A 17,732-nucleotide genomic window follows, 5' to 3' on the forward strand; every position below is an offset into this window, starting at 1 on the left:
TGAGTCCTTCGAGTGCGCTTGCTCGGTGGCGCCAGCGGTTTAGTCGATCACTCTGCTTGTGCGCAGACGCAGCGAGTTGGCAATGACGCTGACAGAAGACAGCGCCATCGCAGCCGCCGCAATCACCGGCGACAGGAGTATGCCGAAGAACGGGTAGAGCACGCCCGCCGCGAGCGGTATGCCGGCCGCGTTGTAGACGAAGGCGAAGAAGAGATTGGTTCGGATGTTCTTCATCGTCGCCTGCGACAGGCGACGGGCCCGCGCGATGCCCATGAGGTCGCCGTGTAGCAGCGTCACGCCTGAGCTCTCCATCGCCACGTCGGTGCCGGTTCCCATCGCGATGCCGACGTCCGCCGCGGCCAGTGCAGGGGCGTCGTTGACGCCATCGCCAGCCATGGCCACGGTGCGGCCTTCGGTCTTCAAGCGCTGGACGACCGACGACTTGTCCTGCGGGAGAACGTCTGCGATCACCTCGTCGATGCCGAGCTGGCGCGCGACGGCTTGCGCAGTGATTCGCCCGTCACCCGTGAGCATGACTACCCGTATGCCTTCCGCACGCAGCGCCGCAATGGCGGTCGCCTCGGTCGCGACGACCGGCTCGAGCGCCATTCCACAGATAGGGCAGCTTCCAGGCCCCATCTGACGAACCTGTGGGTGCATGGGGCAGGTGTACTCGACGTTCGCACCGCCGCCCGTCTTTATCGCAGCGCCGCGGTGACCACCAGACCCACCTCCGGCATCCCGGCCATCAGCACCGTGGTCTCGATGATCGTGTTGTCCGTGCGAAGCTTCCTCGGGAGTCGCGATGGGCGCGGTCGGATGGCGGGAATGTGGATTCATTGAGACCTCTTGTATTGTCAGTCTCGACCCTCCAACCATAGGAAGGTCAACAGGCTTCTGGTATCGGCCGCAGGCTAGGTCGCTAGGACTTGAGCCTTGGACCTGTGATGGCAGTCTGCGAACCCGCTGAGCTCGGCGAGTTCGTCGATGATGGGGCAGTCCGGCCGCTGGTCTCCCTGGCAGCAGTCCGCCAGCCGCTCCAGCGTGCGCTTCATGCTTTCCATCTCTTCGATACGCCGGCTGAGGTCGTCGGCATGCGTCAGAGCAATGCGTTTGACGTCGGAGCTTGCGCGGCGCTTGTTCCGCCACAGCTTCAACAGCTCAGAAATCTCGGCCATGCTGAAGTCGAAAGAGCGTCCGCGCCGAATGAACCGCAGCGTGTGCACATCCTTCTCGGTGTACTGGCGATAGCCCGAGTCCGTGCTGCCGACCTTGGACAACAGTCCAAGCGATTCGTAGTGACGGATCATCTTGGCATTGACCCCGCAACGGGCGGATGCCTGACTGATATTGAACGGCCCATCAAAGGTGCTGCACATCACGCACCTCCTTTCCAGCGCCGCGACGCATGCTGTTGCTCATCGACATCTCCTGTCTTTAGATTTCCGATTCAGGAAATATCAACTCTCCCATCATGGGAAGGTCAATCCGACATGTACGAACCCCACCTTTTTTCAGGGTTAAGCAGGCCTTGGGGACTACTTGAGCGGCAATTTCAGGATGCTTCCGCTTGCTGCCGCAGATGCATCAACATGCCCCGACACATGTGAGTCACTCATGGGTCGTTCCGCCCTTCGCGATCTGCGTCCAGGTCCGACCCTGGTCCTTGCTGAGAAACATGCTTCGCTTGAAGGTGGCGATCGCGATCTCTTCGCGCCGAACAGGGTTCTGCGCGATGTACGCCACAGCATCGTCTGTCGGCGCTGGGATCGGCACCTCTTCGGCCTTGGCCCTGGCCTTCAATACGATCCTCGCCAGCACCGCCTTGTCGGCATAGGTACTGAACCACAAGTGCTGCCCATCCAGATCGAAGCTTTCGGCAGTCACCATGCCGCCGACCAGCCGCTCGAAGCTCTCCGCCGAATTCCGGGACAGATAGAGTCCCTCGTCCGTGCCCGCGGCGACGACGGCAGCGTTGGTGGGATGCACGGCCAGGCTATGGAGCCAGCGCCCCAGTCCCTTGGCCGCGGCGCGTCGCCACCTGAGGCCGTCGGTCCGCGTGTGGTAGATGCCGACTTGGCTCATGCGGGTGTTTGCCTCTTTGTTGGCCACGTACACGGCGTTGGTCGCGAAGCTGGTTGCCAGTATGTGGAAGTCCGACTCGCCCGTGAGCCCGAGCTGCTGCCAGGTTTTGCCGCCGTCGCTGCTCTTGATCAGGCCAAAGGGATCGGTCAGCTCGGAACCCGGCGCCGGGTGCCCGCTGCTGTACAGCGCATCGCGCGTGGCGGAGAAGCCCATGTAGTCGTGCGCCGGCCCCTCCGCCTTGGACCAATGCCCGTCCGCGTACACGGCAAGGCCATGGTGGCTGGGGATCAGGAGCTGCTTTCCGTCAGCGCTATAGGACAGCCCGTGGACGTGAGTCAGGGTCACCGGTTGGCCGGCGCGAACCGGCGGCGCCGCGAGGACGCCAAGTGCGCATGCGAGCATCCAGGCGTGGAGAGTCTGTCGTTGGGCGAGGCTCGCACGAATCATCTGAGGCCTCCGGTCCTCGTCATGATGATTTGTGTATCGGCAGGTAGAACAGTTCCTCGCCACGCAAACCAGCTTCTTGATCCGGCACCTAGACTGTCGAGTCCGCCTGCAAGATTTGGCGCTTGGCAGCAACAGGATGGCGGCCCGCAAATCCGGTGAGGGCGGCGAGCTCGTCAATGATCGGACAGTCTGGCCGCTCGTTTCCCTGACAGCAATCCGCCAGCCGCTCCAGCGTGCGCTTCATGCTTTCCATCTCTTCGATGCGCCGGCCGAGATCTTCCGCATGTGCGAGCGCGATGCGCTTGACGTCAGCGCTTGCACGGCGCTTGTTCTGCCACAGCTTCAGCAGCTCGGCAATCTCGGCCATGCTGAAGCCGAGCGTGCGCCCTCGCCGGATGAAGCGCAGCGTGTGCACATCGTTCCCGGTGTACTGGCGGTAGCCCGAGTCCGTCCGGCTGATCTTGGGCAACAGGCCGAGAGATTCGTAGTGCCGGATCATCTTGGCGTTGACCCCCGAGCGGGTGGCTGCATCGCCGATGTTGAACGGCCCCGCAAAAGTACTGCTCATCACGCACCTCCTTTCCAGCGCCGCAGGAGCAGCGCATTGCTCACCACGCTCACGCTGCTGAAGGCCATCGCCGCGCCGGCGATCACCGGGCTCAGCAGGCCGAAGGCCGCGAGCGGGATGCCGACCACGTTGTAGACGAAGGCCCAGAACAGGTTCTGCCGGATCTTGGCGTAGGTGCGGCGCGAGATGTCGATCGCGTCGCTCACCAGCGCCGGGTCGCCGCGCATCAGCGTGATGCCGGCCGCATGCATCGCGACGTCGGTGCCGGTGGACATCGCGATGCCGACGTCGGCCGCGGCCAGCGCCGGCGCATCGTTGATGCCGTCGCCCACCATCGCAACGCGCTGGCCCTCGGCCTTGAGCTGCGCGACCACGGCGGCCTTGTCTTCGGGCAGCACCTCGGCGCGCACGGTGTCGATCTTCAGCAGCTTCGCCACCGCCTCGGCGCTGCCGCGGTTGTCGCCGGTGACCAGCGCCGTGCGGATGCCCTGCGCGTGCAGTTGTTCGATGGCGGCCGCGGCATTCGCCTTCGGCGCATCGCCGAAGGCAAGGAGGCCGATCAGCTTCGGACCTTCGCTGACGTCGGCCAGCCAGGACACGGTGCGGCCTTCGGCCTGCAGCTGCGAGGCGCGCGCGTCGAGCTTGCCCAGCGGCACCGAGAGCTCGCGCATGAAACGCGTGCTGCCCAGACGCAGCGCGCGGCCCTCGACCGTGGCCGCCATGCCGCGCCCGGCCGCGGCGCGCACTTCGCCGGCGCGCGGGATCGCGAGGCCCATCTGCTGCGCTCGCGCGAGCACCGCGCGCGCCAGCGGATGCTCGCTGCCCGCCTGGATGGCTGCGCTTGCGCGCAGCAGGGCGGTTGCATCGCCGTCCACCGCTTCGAAGGCCGCCAGTTCCGGCCGACCTTCGGTCAGCGTGCCCGTCTTGTCGAAGGCAACGATCTTCACGCTGTGCGCCACTTCGAGCGCCTCGGCGTCCTTGATCAGCACCCCGTGGCGCGCGGCCACGCCGGTGCCGGCCATGATCGCGGTCGGCGTCGCCAGACCCAGCGCGCAGGGGCAGGCGATCACGAGCACGGCCACCGCATTGAGGATCGCGGCTTCCCAGTCGCCCGTGCCCAAGCCCCAGCCGAGCACGGTCACGAGCGCGATGCCGATGACGATCGGCACGAAGACGCTGCTGACCCGGTCGACCAGGCGCTGGATCGGCGCCTTCTTCGCTTGCGCGGATTCGACCAGCCGCACGATGCGCGCGAGCGTCGATTCCGCGCCCACCGCGGTGGTCCGGACGACGAGCAGGCCCTGGCCGTTGACGGCACCGCCGGTCACCGCGTCGTCCACCTGTTTGGCGACCGGCAGGCTTTCGCCGGTGATCAGCGACTCGTCGACCTCGCTCGCGCCCTCGGCCACGAGGCCGTCCACCGGCACGCGCTCGCCGGGCCGCACGACCACCAGGTCGCCGACCTGGACCTGCCCGAGCGCGACGTCCCGGTCCACGCCGTTGCGGCGCACGCGGGCGCGCTCCGGACGCAATGCATTCAAGGCGCGGATCGCCTCGGTGGTCTGGCGCTTGGCCCGCGTCTCCAGCCACTTGCCCAGAAGCACCAGCGTGATCACCACCGCCGAGGCCTCGAAGTACAGATGCGGCGGCATGCCGTGGCCCGCATGGGTATAGAGCAGGTAGACGCTCAGCCCGTAGCCGGCCGTGGTGCCGAGGGCCACCAGCAGATCCATGTTGCCGGCGCCAGCCTTCAGGGCTTTCCATCCGGCGCGGTAGAAGCGCGCTCCGAGCCAGAACTGCACCGGTGTCGCCAGCGCGAGCTGCAGCCAGCCGTCGAGCATCCACGCGCTGCCGAACAGGAGGCCCAACATCGGCAGCATCAGCGGCGCCGCGAGCAGGGCCGCCACCGCGACCGGCCACCAGTCGGGCCAGCGGCGAGCGACCGTGGCCGGCGCAACGGGCGCCTCCTCCTCGACCTCGTGCGCGGCATAGCCCGCCTTCTGAACGGCGGCGATCAGGCTGTGCACGTCGAGCGAGCGGTCGGCGAACGCGACCTCTGCCTTCTCTGTGGCCAGGTTCACCGTCGCGGAAGCCACGCCCGGCACTTTGGCCAGCGCCTTCTCGACGCGCGAGACGCAGGATGCGCAGGTCATGCCCTCGATCTGCAGACTCAGCGTCTGCTCGCCGGCGTCGTGGCTCGATGCGGGCGGCCGTAGCGCCAGGCTGTCGTTCATGAACTCTCCTATTTCCAGACGGTGTTGCAGCTGGCAAGGAGCTTCAACCTTCCCATGATGGGAGAGTCAAATGATCTCACGGGACAACCTTGTTCCGTGCGCGGTCTACGGGTGGTCCGTTCTCGCCGGCTGCCGTTTAATCTGGCTGTGGAAAGGTAAACGAAAGTATTAGACGCGACGAAGCGCGCCGGGGAGATGCGATGGGAGATTGCACCGCGATTGCCATGCCGTCCTCTGCAACCCATAGGCTGTGGATGGATGACCCTGCAAGTTTTTCGACCTACAGGATTGCTACGTTGCATCACAACCTGCACGAGCATCCTCTGTTTCAGATGCGCGAACTCGCGAAGCTCGCCAAGGAGCTCGTCCCGTTCGGCCAGTGCCGGTTCATGCGGCCGGACATCACCCCGGCTTCCAAGATCGCGCACGACAGCCTGCATCCGGACGGGCGCAGCATCGACGAGTGTTTCGAGCGCATCGAAGAGCTGAATTCGTGGCTCGCCCTCTACAACATCGAAGCCATTCCGCGCTACCAGGCCTTGCTGTTCGACATCGTCGGCACCATGCGCGCGGATGTCGAACGCGAGCAGCCGGGCATCTTTCGGGTGAACGGTTTCGTCTTCATCACGGTGCCGCCCTCGGTGACGCCCTTCCACATCGATCGCGAGAACAACTTCTGGCTGCAGTTGCATGGGCGCAAGACGCTGTACGTCTGGGACCATGCGGATCGCAGCATCGTGCCGGCCGAGGCGGTGGAGGATTTCATCGTCACCCATTCGCTCAGGAAGGTGCGCTTCAAGGAGGAGTTCAGGCCTCTCAGCCACGAGTTCAACGCCCGTCCGGGAGACGGCGTCTATTTCCCGAGCACCTCGCCGCACATGACGAGTTCCGATACCGCCTGGACCTCCCCGGGTGACCGCGTGTCGATCTCGGTCGGCGTGACCTTCTACACCTCGGTCACGCGCATGACCGCTCGCGTCCACCAAGTGAACCGGGTCTTGCGCAGGTGCGGCCTCTCGCCCGCCTACCCCGGCGAGTCGCCCGCGGCGGACGCACTCAAGGCGCCCGTGGGCCGGCTGATCGGTGCGGCGCGATCTTCGATCGTCAAGAGGATCGGGCCGGCCGCGCGCTTCAAGCTGTCGACGGCGCCGCCGCCGGGCTCCTACTAAGAAGCACTACCCGCCCCCCATGCTTCATGCGCCAGGGTCGGGCCTGCCCGATGAACAACTACTGAGCGCGAAGCCTCAGCGGCGCATCGTTTCCCGCCGCGTGACCGGCGGCGCGTTGTTGCCCCACGAGCCGCGGATGTAGGTCAGCACGGCGGCGATGCCGTCGTCGTCGAGCACATGGCCGAAGGGCGGCATGCCGTAGGGCCGTGGATTGCCGGCGGTGGAGGGCAGGAAACCGCCGTGGCGCAGTGCCTGCACCAGGTTGACCGTTGAATCCATCTTGACCGTGCGGCTGCCCGCCAGAGCCGGGTAGGCACCCTCGGCGCCTTGGCCCGCGTCGCCATGGCAGTAGGCGCATTGCTGGTCGTAGATCTTGGCGCCGCGCGCCATCACGCCGGCATCGCGGCGCGCGGGTGCTGTCGCTGCAGCAGTCGGCGCGCGTTCGGGCAACTGCTTCAGGAACACCGCCATCGCCTGCAGATCGGCCTCGCTCAGGTGCTGGGTGCTGCGGTACACCACGTCGGCCATCGGCCCCATGACCGAGCCGCGCGGCGAAGTGCCGTTCTTGAGCAGGGCGACCACGTGCTGCGTGTCCCAGTCGGCCACGCCGGCCTCGCGCTTCGAGTTCAGCGAAGGCGCATACCAGTTCTCGACCGGGCCGCCCGCGAGGCCCAGCTTCTCCTCGGTGGCGCCCAGCACGTTGCGCGTGCCGTGGCAGGCGATGCAGTGGCCGAGGCCGTCGACCAGGTAGGCGCCGCGGTTCCATTTGGCCGGCTTCGCCGGATCGGGAACGAAGCCGCCGGGCGAGAAGAAGAGCGCGCGCCACACCGCGAGTGCCGCTTGCGTGTCGTAGGGAAAGCGCAGCTTGTGCGGCGTGTTCGGCGCCGGCGCGGGCGGCACGGTCCGCAGGTAGGCGTAGATCGCGTCCGAATCCTCGCGCGACACGCGCGTGAAGTTCGGATAGGGGAAGGCCGGGTACAGCAGGCGTCCGTCCTTCGAACGTCCGTTGTGCATGGCGCGCCAGAAATGCGCCGCGCTCCAGCTGCCGATGCCGGCGCTTTCGTCGGGCGTGAGGTTGCTTGCGTACACGGTGCCGAAGGGCGTGTCGATGCCGAGCCCGCCGGCATAGGGCGCGCCGCCGCGCGTCGTGTGGCAGCCGGCGCAGTTCCCGGCCAGCGCGAGATAGCGGCCGCGTTCGACCTGGGCCGGCGTGGCACTGAAGGCTGCAGGGACGTCGGGCAGCTTGTCTTCGCCGCGCAGGTTGAACGCGACGATCGCAAGCGCGGCCAGCACCAGCAGCGCGAGTACCCCAAGCAGCGCGTAGAGGAGGCGTCGCATGGCTAGGGCCCCATCGCGCTGCAAGGGATCGGCAGGGGTCCCGGCAGCGCGGATGCGGGCTTGGGATTCGCCGGCACCGGCTGCAGGGCCAGCCAGCTCGCCACCGCGTTGATGTCGGCCGGGTTCAGCTTGCGTCCCACCTTGGCCATGCAATCGGGCGGCAGCGCATGGCGGCCGTTGTTGAGCCAGTCGCCGAGCTGCGACGCGAGGTAAAGGCGAGGCAGGCCGAGCAGCGAGGGAATGGCGGGCGCCACACCGGTGAGCGCTTCGCCATGGCATTGCGCGCAGGCCGGAATGCCGCGCCGCGCATCGCCCTGGAGGGCGAGGGTCTTGCCGTGCTGCAGGCTTTGCTCCGACGCGTCGGAGCGGGTCGGCACGGGTGGATAGGGCAGGTCGAGCCCGGCGAAGTAGCCTGCGATCTCGCGCAGGTAGGCATCCGAGAGGTGACGCACCATGTGGACCATGTCGCTGTTGAAGCGCCGGCCGTCGCGAAAGCTCAGCAGCTGGTTGTAGAGGTAGCCCTCGGGCTTGCCGGCCAGGCGCGGGAAGTAGCCCGCGTTGGTGCTGGCGCCTTCGCGGCCGTGGCAGGCAATGCAGGCTGCCACGCGCTGCTCGATGGTGTCGGGGACGCGGGTGGGTGTCGCGGCGGCGGCAGGCGGCAGCGGCGCGAGACTGCAGGCGGCGAACAGCAAGGCGCGCCAGTAGCGTGGGATGTTCATGGGTTGCGCGCGATTCTCCCCGCATGGCCACCGGGAGAACAGGCTCAGTGCGCGCTCCGGCGACCGGATCAGTTTGCAGTCGCAGGGCGCTACAGTGCCTGCATGCGCATCCTTTTTTCGCGGATGGTCGGCTGGCAGCGCCTGCTGTGCTGCGCGGTCATCGGCCTGGCGGCGGCCCTGCTGCCCTGGCCGCTGGACGGCATTGCGCGCGGCCTGCTGGGCTGGTGCTTCGGCGCTGCCTTGTACCTGCTGTCGGCCTGGTGGCTGGCCGAAATCTCGGATGCCGAGAGCACGCGGCTGCGCGCGCAGTCGCTGGACCAGCCCAGCGCGCTGATCCTGGCGAGCATGTTGAGCGTGGTCGGCGCCAGCGTGGTGGCGATCGCGATGCTGCTGCAGCAGGTCAAGCAGATGGGCGGCGTGGAGCGCGCCGGCCATATCGCGCTCGGGCTGGTCGCGCTGGCGGGATCCTGGCTCATGATCCACACGATCTACGGCTTTCATTACGCGCACCGCTACTACCAGGTGGAACGCGGGCGCAAACACCCGGGGCTGGATTTCCCCGGCAAGCTGGACCCCGACTACTTCGACTTCCTCTACTACGCCTTCGTGGTCGGCATGTGCTCGCAGGTGTCCGACGTGCAGGTCAGCTCGCGCGAGATGCGGCGCATCACGCTCGTACACAGCGTGCTGTCCTTCGCCTTCAACATGCTGGTGCTGGCGCTGTCGATCAACGTGGTGGCCGGCGTGATCTAGGCGGGGGCGCGCTGCCGGCGTCCCAGCTTGACCAGCCCGGTCGACAAGGCCACGCCGCAGACGATCACCACCGCGCAGATCAGCATCCACTGCGTGATCTCCTCGCCGAGGAACACGGCGCCGTAGAACAGCGCGAACACCGGCACCAGGAAAGTCACGGTCAGCGCGCGCGCCGGCCCGGCGGTCTCGATCAGGCGGAAGAACAGGATGTAGGCCAGCCCGGTGCAGGCGGTGCCCAGCACGATGAGCGCGAGCCAGGCCTGCAGGCTTGGCATCGTCGCCGGCCAGAGCCAGAGGGCCGGCAGCGCGAGCGCCAGCGTGGCGCCGATCTGGCTTCCGGTTGCCGTTGCAAGCGCCGGCACGCCGCTCAGGTGCTTGCGCGTCAGGCTGGCCGCGAAGGCATAGCAGATGCAGGCCGCGAGGCAGGCGCCGATGGCCCAGCGTGCGGCGGCCTCATCGGCCCCCGATTGCAGGCCCGCGCTGCGGCCGGCCAGCATCGCGACGCCGGCGAAGCCGATCACGAGGCCGATGCTGCGCGAGCGATCGGGCCGTTCGCCGAAGAAGCGCCAGGCCACCAGCGCGCCGAACATGGGCACCGTCGCATTGATCACCGCGGCCAGGCCGCTGTTGATGGTGAGCAGCGCGAAGCAGAAGAAGGCGAAGGGCAGGCCGGAGTTGAGCACGCCGATGCCCAGCGCGGGCTTCCAGTATTGCCTGAAGCTGGACCATTGGCCGCGCATGAACAGGAGCGGCAGCAGAAACAACATCGCGATCGCGACGCGCACCGCGGCCGTCGGCAGCGCGCCGAATTCGGCGGCGCCTACACGCATGAACAGGAAGGAAGCGCCCCAGAGCATGCCCAAGAGCACCAGATCGACCAGCCAGCGGCGGTTGGCCGGGCGTGCGGCGGTTGGCAGCGGAGCAGCGGCCGTCGTGCACTCGCCTTCGCTCACAGCGCACCTTCCAGTTCGAGCAGCGCGCTCTTGCGTTCGAGCCCGCCCGCATAGCCGGTCAGCGAGCCGTTGGTGCCCAGCACGCGGTGGCAAGGGACGATCACGCTGATCGGATTGCGGCCCACGGCGGCGCCCACCGCGCGCACGGCGGCCGGCTTGCCGATGCCGGCGCTCAAGGCGCCGTAGCTGATGGTGCGGCCCGCCGGAATGGCGAGCAGGGCTTGCCACACCGCCTGCTGGAAGCCGGTGCCGTGCGAGAGGTCGAGCGGCAGGTCGAAGTGCTGGCGCTTGCCGGCGAAGTAGTCGGCGAGCTGCGCGGCCGCCTCGCGCAGCACCGGGTGCTCCGCATCTGGCTGCCAGCCGCTCGTGTCAGGCCAGTGGCGTTGCCGGTCGAACCAGACGCCGGCCATGCCTTCGTCGGTGGCGGCCAGCGTGATGCCGCCGAGCGGGCTCTCGATGTGGGTGCTGTAGATGGTGGTGTTCTTGAATTTCATGGCTGATCGGAAGGAAGTGCTGCCGTGGCATCGGCAGCGGGTAGAGGACTGTGCCAGGCGCGCAGCACCGCGTAGCTGCGCCAGGGGCGCCAGGCTTGCGAGGCTTCGGTTGCGGCGCGTGCAGAGGAGACGCCGAGCGCCTTCTGCAGCGCGACGTCGCCGGCCGGGAAGGCATCGGGCCAGCGCAGCGCGCGCATCGCGATGTACTGCGCGGTCCAGTCGCCGATGCCGGGCAGGGCCTGCAGGGCGGCGAGCGTGGCGGGCACGTCGGCGCCGGCATGCAAGGCCAGCCGGCCGGCTTGCACCTCGCGGGCGAGCGCGCTCAACGCGGCCTGTCGTTGCCGCACGATGCCGAGCTGGCCCAGCGCATCGCCGCTCGCGCCGGCGATGGCCGCGGGCGTGGGGAACAGGCGGTCCAGCCCGGCGATCGGCGTCGCGATCGCTTCGCCGAAGGCCTGCACCAGTCGCGTGCCCATGGTGCGCGCCGCGGCCACCGTGATCTGCTGGCCGAGCACGGCGCGCGCCGCGAGCTCGAAACCGTCGACCGTGCCCGGCACGCGCAGCCCGTCGCCATGCGGAAAGCTCGCATGCAGCGCACTGTTGATCGCCATCGGCTCGGCATCCAGGTCGAGCATGGCGCGCACGCGGCTGATCACGATCGGCAGCACCGCGGCCAGCGAATCGCCGACGCGCAGCAGCAACTGCTCGCGCTGCGCGTCGAAGCGAAGCTGGAGCCAGCCCGCATGCACGTGTTCGCCCTGCACGACGCGCAGCGTGCGCGCCAGCTGCGGCGTGCCGCCGGCATCGGTGATCGACTCGACGCCGCCGAGGGCCCGGCGCGCGAAGAAGCCCAGCATCGCCGCACCGTCATAGGGCGGTCGAAAGCCCAGCCGCACGTCGATGGCCTCGCCTTCGCGACCGTCGCCCGCAGGGCCGGCGCGCCGCAGCGCGCTCGGATTGAGGCCGTAGTGTGTCACGAAGGCCGCGTTGAAGCGGCGCACGCTCGCGAAGCCGCTGGCCAGTGCGACCTGCGTCATCGGCAGCCGCGTGTCGGCGATCAGCTGCTTGGCGGCCAGCAGGCGGCGCGTCTGCAGGTACTGCAGCGGCGACACGCCGAACTGGGTCTCGAAGATGCGGCGCAGGTGGCGGTCGCTCACGCCCAGCCGCGCGGCGATGCGGGCGGCGCCGGGGCCGTCTTCGTCCCAGGCATCGGGTTCGTCGATCAGGCGCGCGGCTTGCAAGGCAAGGATGCGCGATGCGTCCTCGGTCGACCAGCTCGCGGCCCGCGGCGCGAGTTCGGGCCGGCAGCGCAGGCAGGGCCGGAAGCCCGCGGCCTCGGCCTGTGCCGCATGGCGGAAGAAACGGCAGTTCTCGCGCCGCGGCAGCTTCACGCGGCAGACCGGGCGGCAGTAGACGCCGGTGGAGGTCACGCCGGTGAAGAAGGAGCCGTCGAAGCGTGCATCGTGGGCCTTCATGGCCAGGTAGCAGGCGTCGCTCTCGAGTCCGGCGGTGGGTGCGATGGCGGGAGACATGGGGGAATGATAGGTGTCCGTGCGCGCAGAAGTAGCCATTTCCGGACATTTGGCTCACGAGGGCCATGCCTACAATGGTCCTCAGTTTGTGAACTTTCAAAGGAAGCCCATGCAGCTCAGCGCATCGATCTTCAAGGCCTATGACATTCGCGGCGTCGTGCCGACCACGCTCGACGCCGAGGTCGCCGAGGCGCTCGGCAAGGCCTTCGGCAGCGCGGCGCGCGCGGCCGGCGAGAAATCGGTGGCGGTGGGGCGAGACGGGCGCCTGTCGGGCCCCGCACTGGTCGAGGCCCTGATCCGTGGTCTGGTGGCCACCGGCATCGAAGTGATCGATGTCGGGGCCGTCACGACCCCGATGCTCTATTTCGCGGCCAACACGCTGGCCAACAGCGGCATTCAGGTCACAGGAAGCCACAACCCAAAGGATTACAACGGTTTCAAAATGGTACTGGCCGGCCGTGCGATCTACGGCGACGAGATCCAGGGCCTGTACAAGGTGATGGAAGCCGGCAGCGCCAAGCTCGCCCCGGGCGGCAGCGTGCGCAAGGTCGACGTGACCGAGGCCTACACGCAGCGCATCGTCGGCGACATCAAGCTGGCGCGTCCGCTCAAGATCGTGGTCGATTCGGGCAACGGCATCGCCGGCGCGTCGGCCCCGGCCATCCTGCGCGCCATCGGCTGCGAGGTGACCGAGCTCTTCAGCGAGGTCGACGGCGACTTTCCCAATCACCACCCGGACCCGAGCAAGCCCGAGAACCTCAAGGACCTGATCGCCGCGCTGCAAGCCGGCGATGCCGAACTGGGCCTGGCCTTCGACGGCGACGGCGACCGCCTCGGCATCGTCACCAAGGACGGGCAGAACATCTATCCCGACCGCCAGATGATGCTGTTCGCGCAGGACGTGCTCTCGCGCGTGCCGGGCGCGACCATCATCTACGACGTCAAGTGCTCGCAGCGCCTGGGCCCCGCGATCGAGGCCGCCGGCGGCAAGCCGCTGATCTACAAGACCGGCCACTCGCTGATCAAGGCCAAGATGAAGGAGATCGCATCGCCGCTGGGCGGCGAGATGAGCGGCCACATCTTCTTCAAGGAGCGCTGGTTCGGTTTCGACGACGGCACCTATGCGGGCTGCCGCCTGCTCGAGATCCTGAGCAAGACGCCGAATTCGAGCGACACGCTCAACGCACTGCCGACCAGCTTCTCGACGCCCGAGCTCAACGTGAAGTGCGCCGAAGGCGAACCGCACGCGGTGGTCGATCAGCTCGTGAAGACCGCGAAGTTCGATGCCCCGGCCAAGGTCTCGACCATCGACGGCGTGCGCGTCGACTGGCCCGATGGCTTCGGGCTCATCCGCGCCTCCAACACCACACCGGTGCTGGTGTTGCGCTTCGAAGGGCAGACGCAGGCGGCGCTGGACCGCATCCAGAAGGAGATGCTCGCGCTCCTGAAGAGCGCGAAGCCCGACGCCACCCTCGCGGAAGCCGCGCACTGAATTTTCGAAGCGTGCGTTCGTTGCTGCTGCGCCTCTACGGCGTCTTCACTTCTCTGGCCGAACCCCTGGTGCGGCGCAAGCTGCGGCGCCGGGCCGTGGCCGAGCCCGGCTACGCGCATGCGGTAGAAGAACGCTTCGGCCACTATGACGAAGCTGCGAGCGGCACCGGCTGGTGCTGGATCCATGCGGTCTCGCTCGGCGAGGCGCGCGCCGCCGGCATCCTGATCGCCGAGCTGCGGCGGCAGTACCCGGGCATCCCCATCCTGCTGACCAACGGCACGGCCACCGGGCGCGAAGAGGGCGCCAAGCTGCTGGAAGACGGCGATCTGCAGGTCTGGCAGCCCTGGGATGCGCCCGAGCCGGTGGCGCGCTTTCTCGATCGCTTCCAGCCGCGCATCGGCGTGCTGATGGAAACCGAGGTCTGGCCCGAGATGTCGGCGGCCTGCGCTGAACGCGGCATTCCGCTGGTGCTGGCCAACGCGCGGCTGAACGAGAACTCGCTGGCCTCGGCCGAGCGCCTGGGCTGGCTCGCGCGGCCCGCCTATTCGGCATTGGCCGCCGTGTGGGCGCAGACCGAGGCCGATTCGCACCGGCTGGTTTCGCTCGGCGCCAAGGTGGCGGGCGTGTTCGGCAACCTCAAGTTCGACGCCACGCCCGATGCGCGCCAGCTCGCGGCGGCGACCCGCTTGCGCGAGCAGCTGCCGCGGCCGGTGGTGGTGTTTGCGAGCTCGCGCGACGGTGAGGAGGTGCAGCTGCTCGAAGTGCTCAAGCGCTTCGGCGCACTGGCGCCCGTGCCGCCGGCGCAGGACGCGGTGCAGTCGATTGCCAAGCGGGTGCACGAGGTGCAATGGATGATAGTGCCGCGTCATCCCCAGCGTTTCGACGACGTCGCGGCGCTGGTCGAATCCCATGGCTTCGCGGTGGCGCGGCGCAGCGCGGCCGGCGCGCCGGCCGAATGCGAGATCTGGCTCGGCGATTCGCTCGGCGAGATGGCGCTCTACTACGGCCTGGCCGACGCGGCGCTGCTGGGCGGCAGCTTCGAACCGCTGGGCGGCCAGAACCTGATCGAGGCCGCGGCCTGCGGCTGCCCGGTGATCATGGGGCCGTCGACCTTCAACTTCGCCGAGGCGGCCGAACTCTCGCTCGCGGCCGGCGCCTCGCAGCGCGTGGACAACATGGAGCAGGCGGTCACGGCGGCGCTCAAGCTGGTCGAGAAGCCTGAGCGGCGCGAAGCGATGGCCGAGGCCGCCCTGGCTTTCGCCAACTCGAACCGCGGCGCGGCGCAGCGCACGGCGGCGGCGGTGCTGGCGGTTGCGGAGGCGGCGACGGCCGAGACCGAAGAGCGGGCCGAGCCCAGTCTCGAGTAGGACGCTCTAGCGCGTCGGCGGCAGGATCACCGGCGGCGGTGGCGGCGAAGGCATGACCGGCGGCGGCGGGCTGAAAGGCGGCACCGGCACCGGCGGCACGACCGGGATCGGCGTGGCGGGCCGGCCGGGCGCCGGGGCCTGCTGCGAGGCCGGCGGCTGTGCCGGCGTGGCGGTGCTGTCCACGGCAGGGCGGCCGTCGGTGGCCAAGGTGCTGTTGATCGCGCGCAGGTCGTCGGCCGTCAGCGTGCCGTTGGCCTGCCGCAGCTTGAGATTGCCCAGCAGCACGTTGTAGCGCGACACCGCGAGGTCGCGCTTGGTCTGGAACAGCTGGCTCTGCGAATTGAGCACGTCGATGTTGATGCGCACGCCCACCTGGTAGCCGAGCCGGTTGGCATCGAGCGCGACCTGGCTGGAGGCCTCGGCGGCTTCGAGTGCCTTCACCTGCCCGGCCCCCGAGACCAGTCCGAGGTAGGCCGCGCGCGTGGCTTGCGTCACGCTGCGGCGCGTCGATTCGAGCACCGAGCGCGACTGCTCTTCGAGCGCCAGCGTTTCCTTGACGCGGTTCTCGGTCGCATAGCCCGCGAACAAGGGCAGGTTGAACACCACGCCCACGGTCGCCGCATTGATGCGCGAGCGGCCCATGGTGGTGCTGGTGCCCTGCGGGTTGTTGGTGACGTTGTAGCCCAGGTTCGCGTCAAGGGTGGGCTTGTGGCCGGCTTCGGCCTTCCGGACTTCGAGCGTGGCCACGTCAAGGCCGAGCCGCGCCTGCCGGATCGAGGGATGCACGTCCTCGGCCTGCGCGACCCAGGCGTTGATATCGGCCGGCATCACCTCGGGCAGCACCACCGGCGCGGCCAGCGGAACCGGCACGCTGCCGGGGCGGCCGACCAGCTGGTCGAGCGCGATCTTCTTGACCTGGAGGTCGTTCTCGGCCGCGATCTCCTGCGAGATCACGAGGTCGTAGCGCGCCTGGGCTTCGCGCGTGTCGGTGATGGTCGAGGTGCCGACCTCGAAATTGCGCTTGGCCGATGCCAGCTGCTCGGCCACCGCGATCTTCTGCGCCCGCACCAGCGCCAGGCTGTCCTGGGCCGAGAGCACGTCGAAGTAGGCCTGGCTCACGCGCACCACCAGGTCCTGGTCGGCGATGGTCAGCACCGCCTGCGCGATGTCGACCTGGCGCTTGCCCTGTTCGTAGGTGGCCCAGTTCGCGGGCCGGTAGAGGGGCTGGGTGGCGTTGACGCCGACGTTCTGCGTGTTGAAGCCGCGCGAGGTGTTGCCGACGGGCGTGTCGACGTCGAGCTCGGTGTGCGAGGCACCGGCCGACAGCCCGACCGCCGGCAGGATGCCGGCCTTGGCCTGGGCCGCGCGCGCCAGGCTGGCGTCGTACTGCGAACGCGCGGCCTGGTAGGTCGCGTCGTAGCTGCGCGCCGATTCGTAGAGATCGATCAGGCTCTGGCCGTGGGCCGGCAGTGCGAACGCGGCGGCGAGCGCCACCGAGAGGGGAAGAAGCCGGAGCACGGGCATTGAGCGTCCTTGGGAAAAGAAATCAGTAGCGCGGCACAGAGGGGTCGTGCTGCGTCGACCAGGCATCGATGCCGCCGGCGACGTTCGCCACCTCGGCAAAGCCGTTCTGGATCAGGAAGGCGGCCACGCGCTGGCTGCGCGCGCCGTGGTGGCAGAGGCAGGCGATGCGCTGCGCCGGGTCGAGCTCCGAGATGCGGGCCGGAATCTCGTTCATCGGGATCGCCACCAGCGTGAAGCCCTGCGGCACCACGCTCGCGGTTTGCACTTCCCACGGCTCGCGCACGTCCAGCAGCACCGGCTGCGCACTCGCGTCGCGGCCGAACCAGTCGGCGAGTTCGGGCGGGCGGACCTGGTCGATCATGAGAGCTCCGCTCAGAAGTTGAAGCGCGAAGGCGCAGGGAAGTTCAAGAGGCGCGGCGCCACCGTGTCCCACGGCTGCACGATGTCCCACTTGCCTTCGCCGACGCGCGTGACGAAGTGGGCGCGCATCATCGGTTCGTCGCCCACGATCGCCGCCAGCCGGCCGCCCATCTTGAGCGAGCCCATCAGGCTCTGCGGCAGGCGCGCGACCGAGCCGCTGAGCACGATCACGTCGAAAGTCGGTCCGCTGGGCAGCGGCACGGCGCCGTCGGCGTTGCGCACTTCCACGTTGTTCACGCCGTTGCGGCGCAGGTTCTCGGTGGCGACGGCCGCCAGGCCAGGATCGATCTCGAGCGTCAGTACTTGCGCCGCGCGGTGCGCCAGCAGCGCGGCCATGAAGCCGGAGCCGGAGCCGATCTCGAGCACGGATTCGTGCTTCTGCACATGCAGGTCTTGCAGCATCCGCGCCTCGACTTTGGGCGAGAGCATGCACTGGCCGGGCTCCTTCGTCTTGGCGCCCTCCAGCGGGATATCCATGTCGAAGAAGGCCAGGCCGCGATGGGCCTTGGGCACGTAGTCCTCGCGCCGGATGTGGGCCAGCAGGTCCAGGATTTCGAGATCGAGCACGTCCCAGGGACGGATCTGCTGCTCGATCATGTTGAAGCGCAAGCGCTCCAGGGTGGGAATGGGGTTCATG

The 17,732-nt window shown here is 68.4% G+C and carries 16 protein-coding genes and 2 pseudogenes; 4 read left to right on the plus strand and 14 right to left on the minus strand.

Going from position 1 to position 17,732, the window contains the following annotated elements:
- Positions 1 to 39 precede the first annotated feature (39 nt).
- The 6 genes and pseudogenes from ACSQ9A_RS08895 to ACSQ9A_RS08920 form a co-directional block, all read right to left on the minus strand.
- Positions 40 to 600: pseudogene (locus ACSQ9A_RS08895) on the minus strand (HAD-IC family P-type ATPase); the annotation flags it as partial.
- Between the two features lie 3 nt (positions 601 to 603).
- Positions 604 to 879, minus strand: a pseudogene (locus ACSQ9A_RS08900) (heavy metal-binding domain-containing protein); the annotation flags it as partial.
- Between the two features lie 35 nt (positions 880 to 914).
- The gene (gene cueR, locus ACSQ9A_RS08905) at positions 915 to 1,379 is read right to left on the minus strand and encodes a Cu(I)-responsive transcriptional regulator (protein WP_436303386.1); all 465 of its coding nucleotides are present in this window, start codon (positions 1,377 to 1,379) and stop codon (positions 915 to 917) included.
- A 232-nt stretch (positions 1,380 to 1,611) separates the two neighbouring features.
- Complete coding sequence (locus ACSQ9A_RS08910; RefSeq protein WP_436303388.1) at positions 1,612 to 2,532, minus strand: F510_1955 family glycosylhydrolase; 921 nt, start codon at positions 2,530 to 2,532, stop codon at positions 1,612 to 1,614.
- An 88-nt stretch (positions 2,533 to 2,620) separates the two neighbouring features.
- Entirely contained in the window at positions 2,621 to 3,100 is a 480-nt protein-coding gene (cueR, locus tag ACSQ9A_RS08915; protein WP_436303389.1) for a Cu(I)-responsive transcriptional regulator, read from the minus strand.
- A complete protein-coding gene (locus ACSQ9A_RS08920) occupies positions 3,100 to 5,334 on the minus strand; it encodes a heavy metal translocating P-type ATPase (protein ID WP_436303390.1) in 2,235 nt (744 codons plus the stop codon). The genes cueR (ACSQ9A_RS08915) and ACSQ9A_RS08920 overlap by 1 nt, the downstream gene beginning before the upstream one ends.
- Positions 5,335 to 5,588: 254 nt before the next feature.
- On the opposite strand from ACSQ9A_RS08920, the gene ACSQ9A_RS08925 reads away from it, so the two are divergent.
- Positions 5,589 to 6,503, plus strand: coding sequence for a JmjC domain-containing protein (locus tag ACSQ9A_RS08925; RefSeq protein WP_436303391.1), 915 nt, complete (start codon positions 5,589 to 5,591; stop codon positions 6,501 to 6,503).
- Positions 6,504 to 6,578: 75 nt separating this feature from the next.
- Here ACSQ9A_RS08925 and ACSQ9A_RS08930 read toward each other — a convergent pair whose 3' ends face one another.
- Positions 6,579 to 7,841, minus strand: a complete 1,263-nt coding sequence (locus ACSQ9A_RS08930; RefSeq protein WP_436303393.1) for a c-type cytochrome — start codon at positions 7,839 to 7,841, stop codon at positions 6,579 to 6,581.
- Between the two features lie 2 nt (positions 7,842 to 7,843).
- Positions 7,844 to 8,560 carry a c-type cytochrome gene (locus ACSQ9A_RS08935; protein WP_436303395.1) on the minus strand — a complete coding sequence of 239 codons (717 nt, stop codon included), beginning with the start codon at positions 8,558 to 8,560 and terminating at the stop codon, positions 7,844 to 7,846.
- 102 nt (positions 8,561 to 8,662) lie between these two features.
- Here ACSQ9A_RS08935 and ACSQ9A_RS08940 point away from each other — a divergent pair, with 102 nt between their 5' ends.
- Positions 8,663 to 9,313, plus strand: a complete 651-nt coding sequence (locus ACSQ9A_RS08940) for a DUF1345 domain-containing protein (protein ID WP_093102159.1) — start codon at positions 8,663 to 8,665, stop codon at positions 9,311 to 9,313.
- Here the strand turns inward: ACSQ9A_RS08940 and ACSQ9A_RS08945 are convergent.
- The 3 genes from ACSQ9A_RS08945 to ACSQ9A_RS08955 are packed head-to-tail and all read right to left on the minus strand — an operon-like array spanning position 9,310 to position 12,292.
- Positions 9,310 to 10,266, minus strand: a complete 957-nt coding sequence (locus tag ACSQ9A_RS08945) for a DMT family transporter (protein WP_436303396.1) — start codon at positions 10,264 to 10,266, stop codon at positions 9,310 to 9,312. The two genes, ACSQ9A_RS08940 and ACSQ9A_RS08945, sit on opposite strands and share 4 nt — an antisense overlap.
- Positions 10,263 to 10,760 carry a methylated-DNA--[protein]-cysteine S-methyltransferase gene (locus ACSQ9A_RS08950; RefSeq protein ID WP_436303397.1) on the minus strand — a complete coding sequence of 166 codons (498 nt, stop codon included), beginning with the start codon at positions 10,758 to 10,760 and terminating at the stop codon, positions 10,263 to 10,265. The genes ACSQ9A_RS08945 and ACSQ9A_RS08950 overlap by 4 nt, the downstream gene beginning before the upstream one ends.
- Positions 10,757 to 12,292: a DNA-3-methyladenine glycosylase 2 family protein gene (locus ACSQ9A_RS08955; RefSeq protein WP_436303398.1), complete on the minus strand. Its 1,536-nt coding sequence runs from the start codon at positions 12,290 to 12,292 to the stop codon at positions 10,757 to 10,759. The genes ACSQ9A_RS08950 and ACSQ9A_RS08955 overlap by 4 nt, the downstream gene beginning before the upstream one ends.
- Before the next feature lie 109 nt (positions 12,293 to 12,401).
- Here ACSQ9A_RS08955 and ACSQ9A_RS08960 point away from each other — a divergent pair, with 109 nt between their 5' ends.
- Positions 12,402 to 13,784: a phosphomannomutase/phosphoglucomutase gene (locus tag ACSQ9A_RS08960; RefSeq protein ID WP_436303399.1), complete on the plus strand. Its 1,383-nt coding sequence runs from the start codon at positions 12,402 to 12,404 to the stop codon at positions 13,782 to 13,784.
- An 11-nt stretch (positions 13,785 to 13,795) separates the two neighbouring features.
- Positions 13,796 to 15,151 carry a 3-deoxy-D-manno-octulosonic acid transferase gene (locus tag ACSQ9A_RS08965; protein ID WP_436303400.1) on the plus strand — a complete coding sequence of 452 codons (1,356 nt, stop codon included), beginning with the start codon at positions 13,796 to 13,798 and terminating at the stop codon, positions 15,149 to 15,151.
- 6 nt (positions 15,152 to 15,157) lie between these two features.
- Here ACSQ9A_RS08965 and ACSQ9A_RS08970 read toward each other — a convergent pair whose 3' ends face one another.
- From ACSQ9A_RS08970 to ACSQ9A_RS08980, 3 genes are read right to left on the minus strand one after another with little or no spacing between them, the layout of a single operon-like run.
- Complete coding sequence (locus ACSQ9A_RS08970; protein ID WP_436303401.1) at positions 15,158 to 16,675, minus strand: TolC family outer membrane protein; 1,518 nt, start codon at positions 16,673 to 16,675, stop codon at positions 15,158 to 15,160.
- 22 nt (positions 16,676 to 16,697) lie between these two features.
- The gene (locus tag ACSQ9A_RS08975) at positions 16,698 to 17,036 is read right to left on the minus strand and encodes a rhodanese-like domain-containing protein (RefSeq protein ID WP_436303402.1); all 339 of its coding nucleotides are present in this window, start codon (positions 17,034 to 17,036) and stop codon (positions 16,698 to 16,700) included.
- A gap of 11 nt (positions 17,037 to 17,047) precedes the next feature.
- Positions 17,048 to 17,731, minus strand: a complete 684-nt coding sequence (locus tag ACSQ9A_RS08980) for a protein-L-isoaspartate O-methyltransferase family protein (RefSeq protein WP_436303404.1) — start codon at positions 17,729 to 17,731, stop codon at positions 17,048 to 17,050.
- Between the last annotated feature and the right edge of the window lies 1 nt (position 17,732).

The organism is Variovorax sp. LjRoot290, assembly GCF_964253985.1.
Taxonomy (GTDB): Bacteria; Pseudomonadota; Gammaproteobacteria; order Burkholderiales; family Burkholderiaceae_C; genus Variovorax.

Excerpts from the sequence above, each read along its gene's own strand:
- cueR (WP_436303386.1), bottom strand. The coding sequence starts at position 1,379 with ATGTGCAGCACCTTTGATGGGCCGTTCAATATCAGTCAGGCATCCGCC.
- ACSQ9A_RS08910 (WP_436303388.1), bottom strand. The coding sequence starts at position 2,532 with ATGATTCGTGCGAGCCTCGCCCAACGACAGACTCTCCACGCCTGGATG.
- cueR (WP_436303389.1), bottom strand. The coding sequence starts at position 3,100 with ATGAGCAGTACTTTTGCGGGGCCGTTCAACATCGGCGATGCAGCCACC.
- ACSQ9A_RS08920 (WP_436303390.1), bottom strand. The coding sequence starts at position 5,334 with ATGAACGACAGCCTGGCGCTACGGCCGCCCGCATCGAGCCACGACGCC.
- ACSQ9A_RS08925 (WP_436303391.1), top strand. The coding sequence starts at position 5,589 with ATGGATGACCCTGCAAGTTTTTCGACCTACAGGATTGCTACGTTGCAT.
- ACSQ9A_RS08930 (WP_436303393.1), bottom strand. The coding sequence starts at position 7,841 with ATGCGACGCCTCCTCTACGCGCTGCTTGGGGTACTCGCGCTGCTGGTG.
- ACSQ9A_RS08935 (WP_436303395.1), bottom strand. The coding sequence starts at position 8,560 with ATGAACATCCCACGCTACTGGCGCGCCTTGCTGTTCGCCGCCTGCAGT.
- ACSQ9A_RS08940 (WP_093102159.1), top strand. The coding sequence starts at position 8,663 with ATGCGCATCCTTTTTTCGCGGATGGTCGGCTGGCAGCGCCTGCTGTGC.
- ACSQ9A_RS08950 (WP_436303397.1), bottom strand. The coding sequence starts at position 10,760 with ATGAAATTCAAGAACACCACCATCTACAGCACCCACATCGAGAGCCCG.
- ACSQ9A_RS08955 (WP_436303398.1), bottom strand. The coding sequence starts at position 12,292 with ATGTCTCCCGCCATCGCACCCACCGCCGGACTCGAGAGCGACGCCTGC.
- ACSQ9A_RS08960 (WP_436303399.1), top strand. The coding sequence starts at position 12,402 with ATGCAGCTCAGCGCATCGATCTTCAAGGCCTATGACATTCGCGGCGTC.
- ACSQ9A_RS08970 (WP_436303401.1), bottom strand. The coding sequence starts at position 16,675 with ATGCCCGTGCTCCGGCTTCTTCCCCTCTCGGTGGCGCTCGCCGCCGCG.
- ACSQ9A_RS08975 (WP_436303402.1), bottom strand. The coding sequence starts at position 17,036 with ATGATCGACCAGGTCCGCCCGCCCGAACTCGCCGACTGGTTCGGCCGC.
- ACSQ9A_RS08980 (WP_436303404.1), bottom strand. The coding sequence starts at position 17,731 with ATGAACCCCATTCCCACCCTGGAGCGCTTGCGCTTCAACATGATCGAG.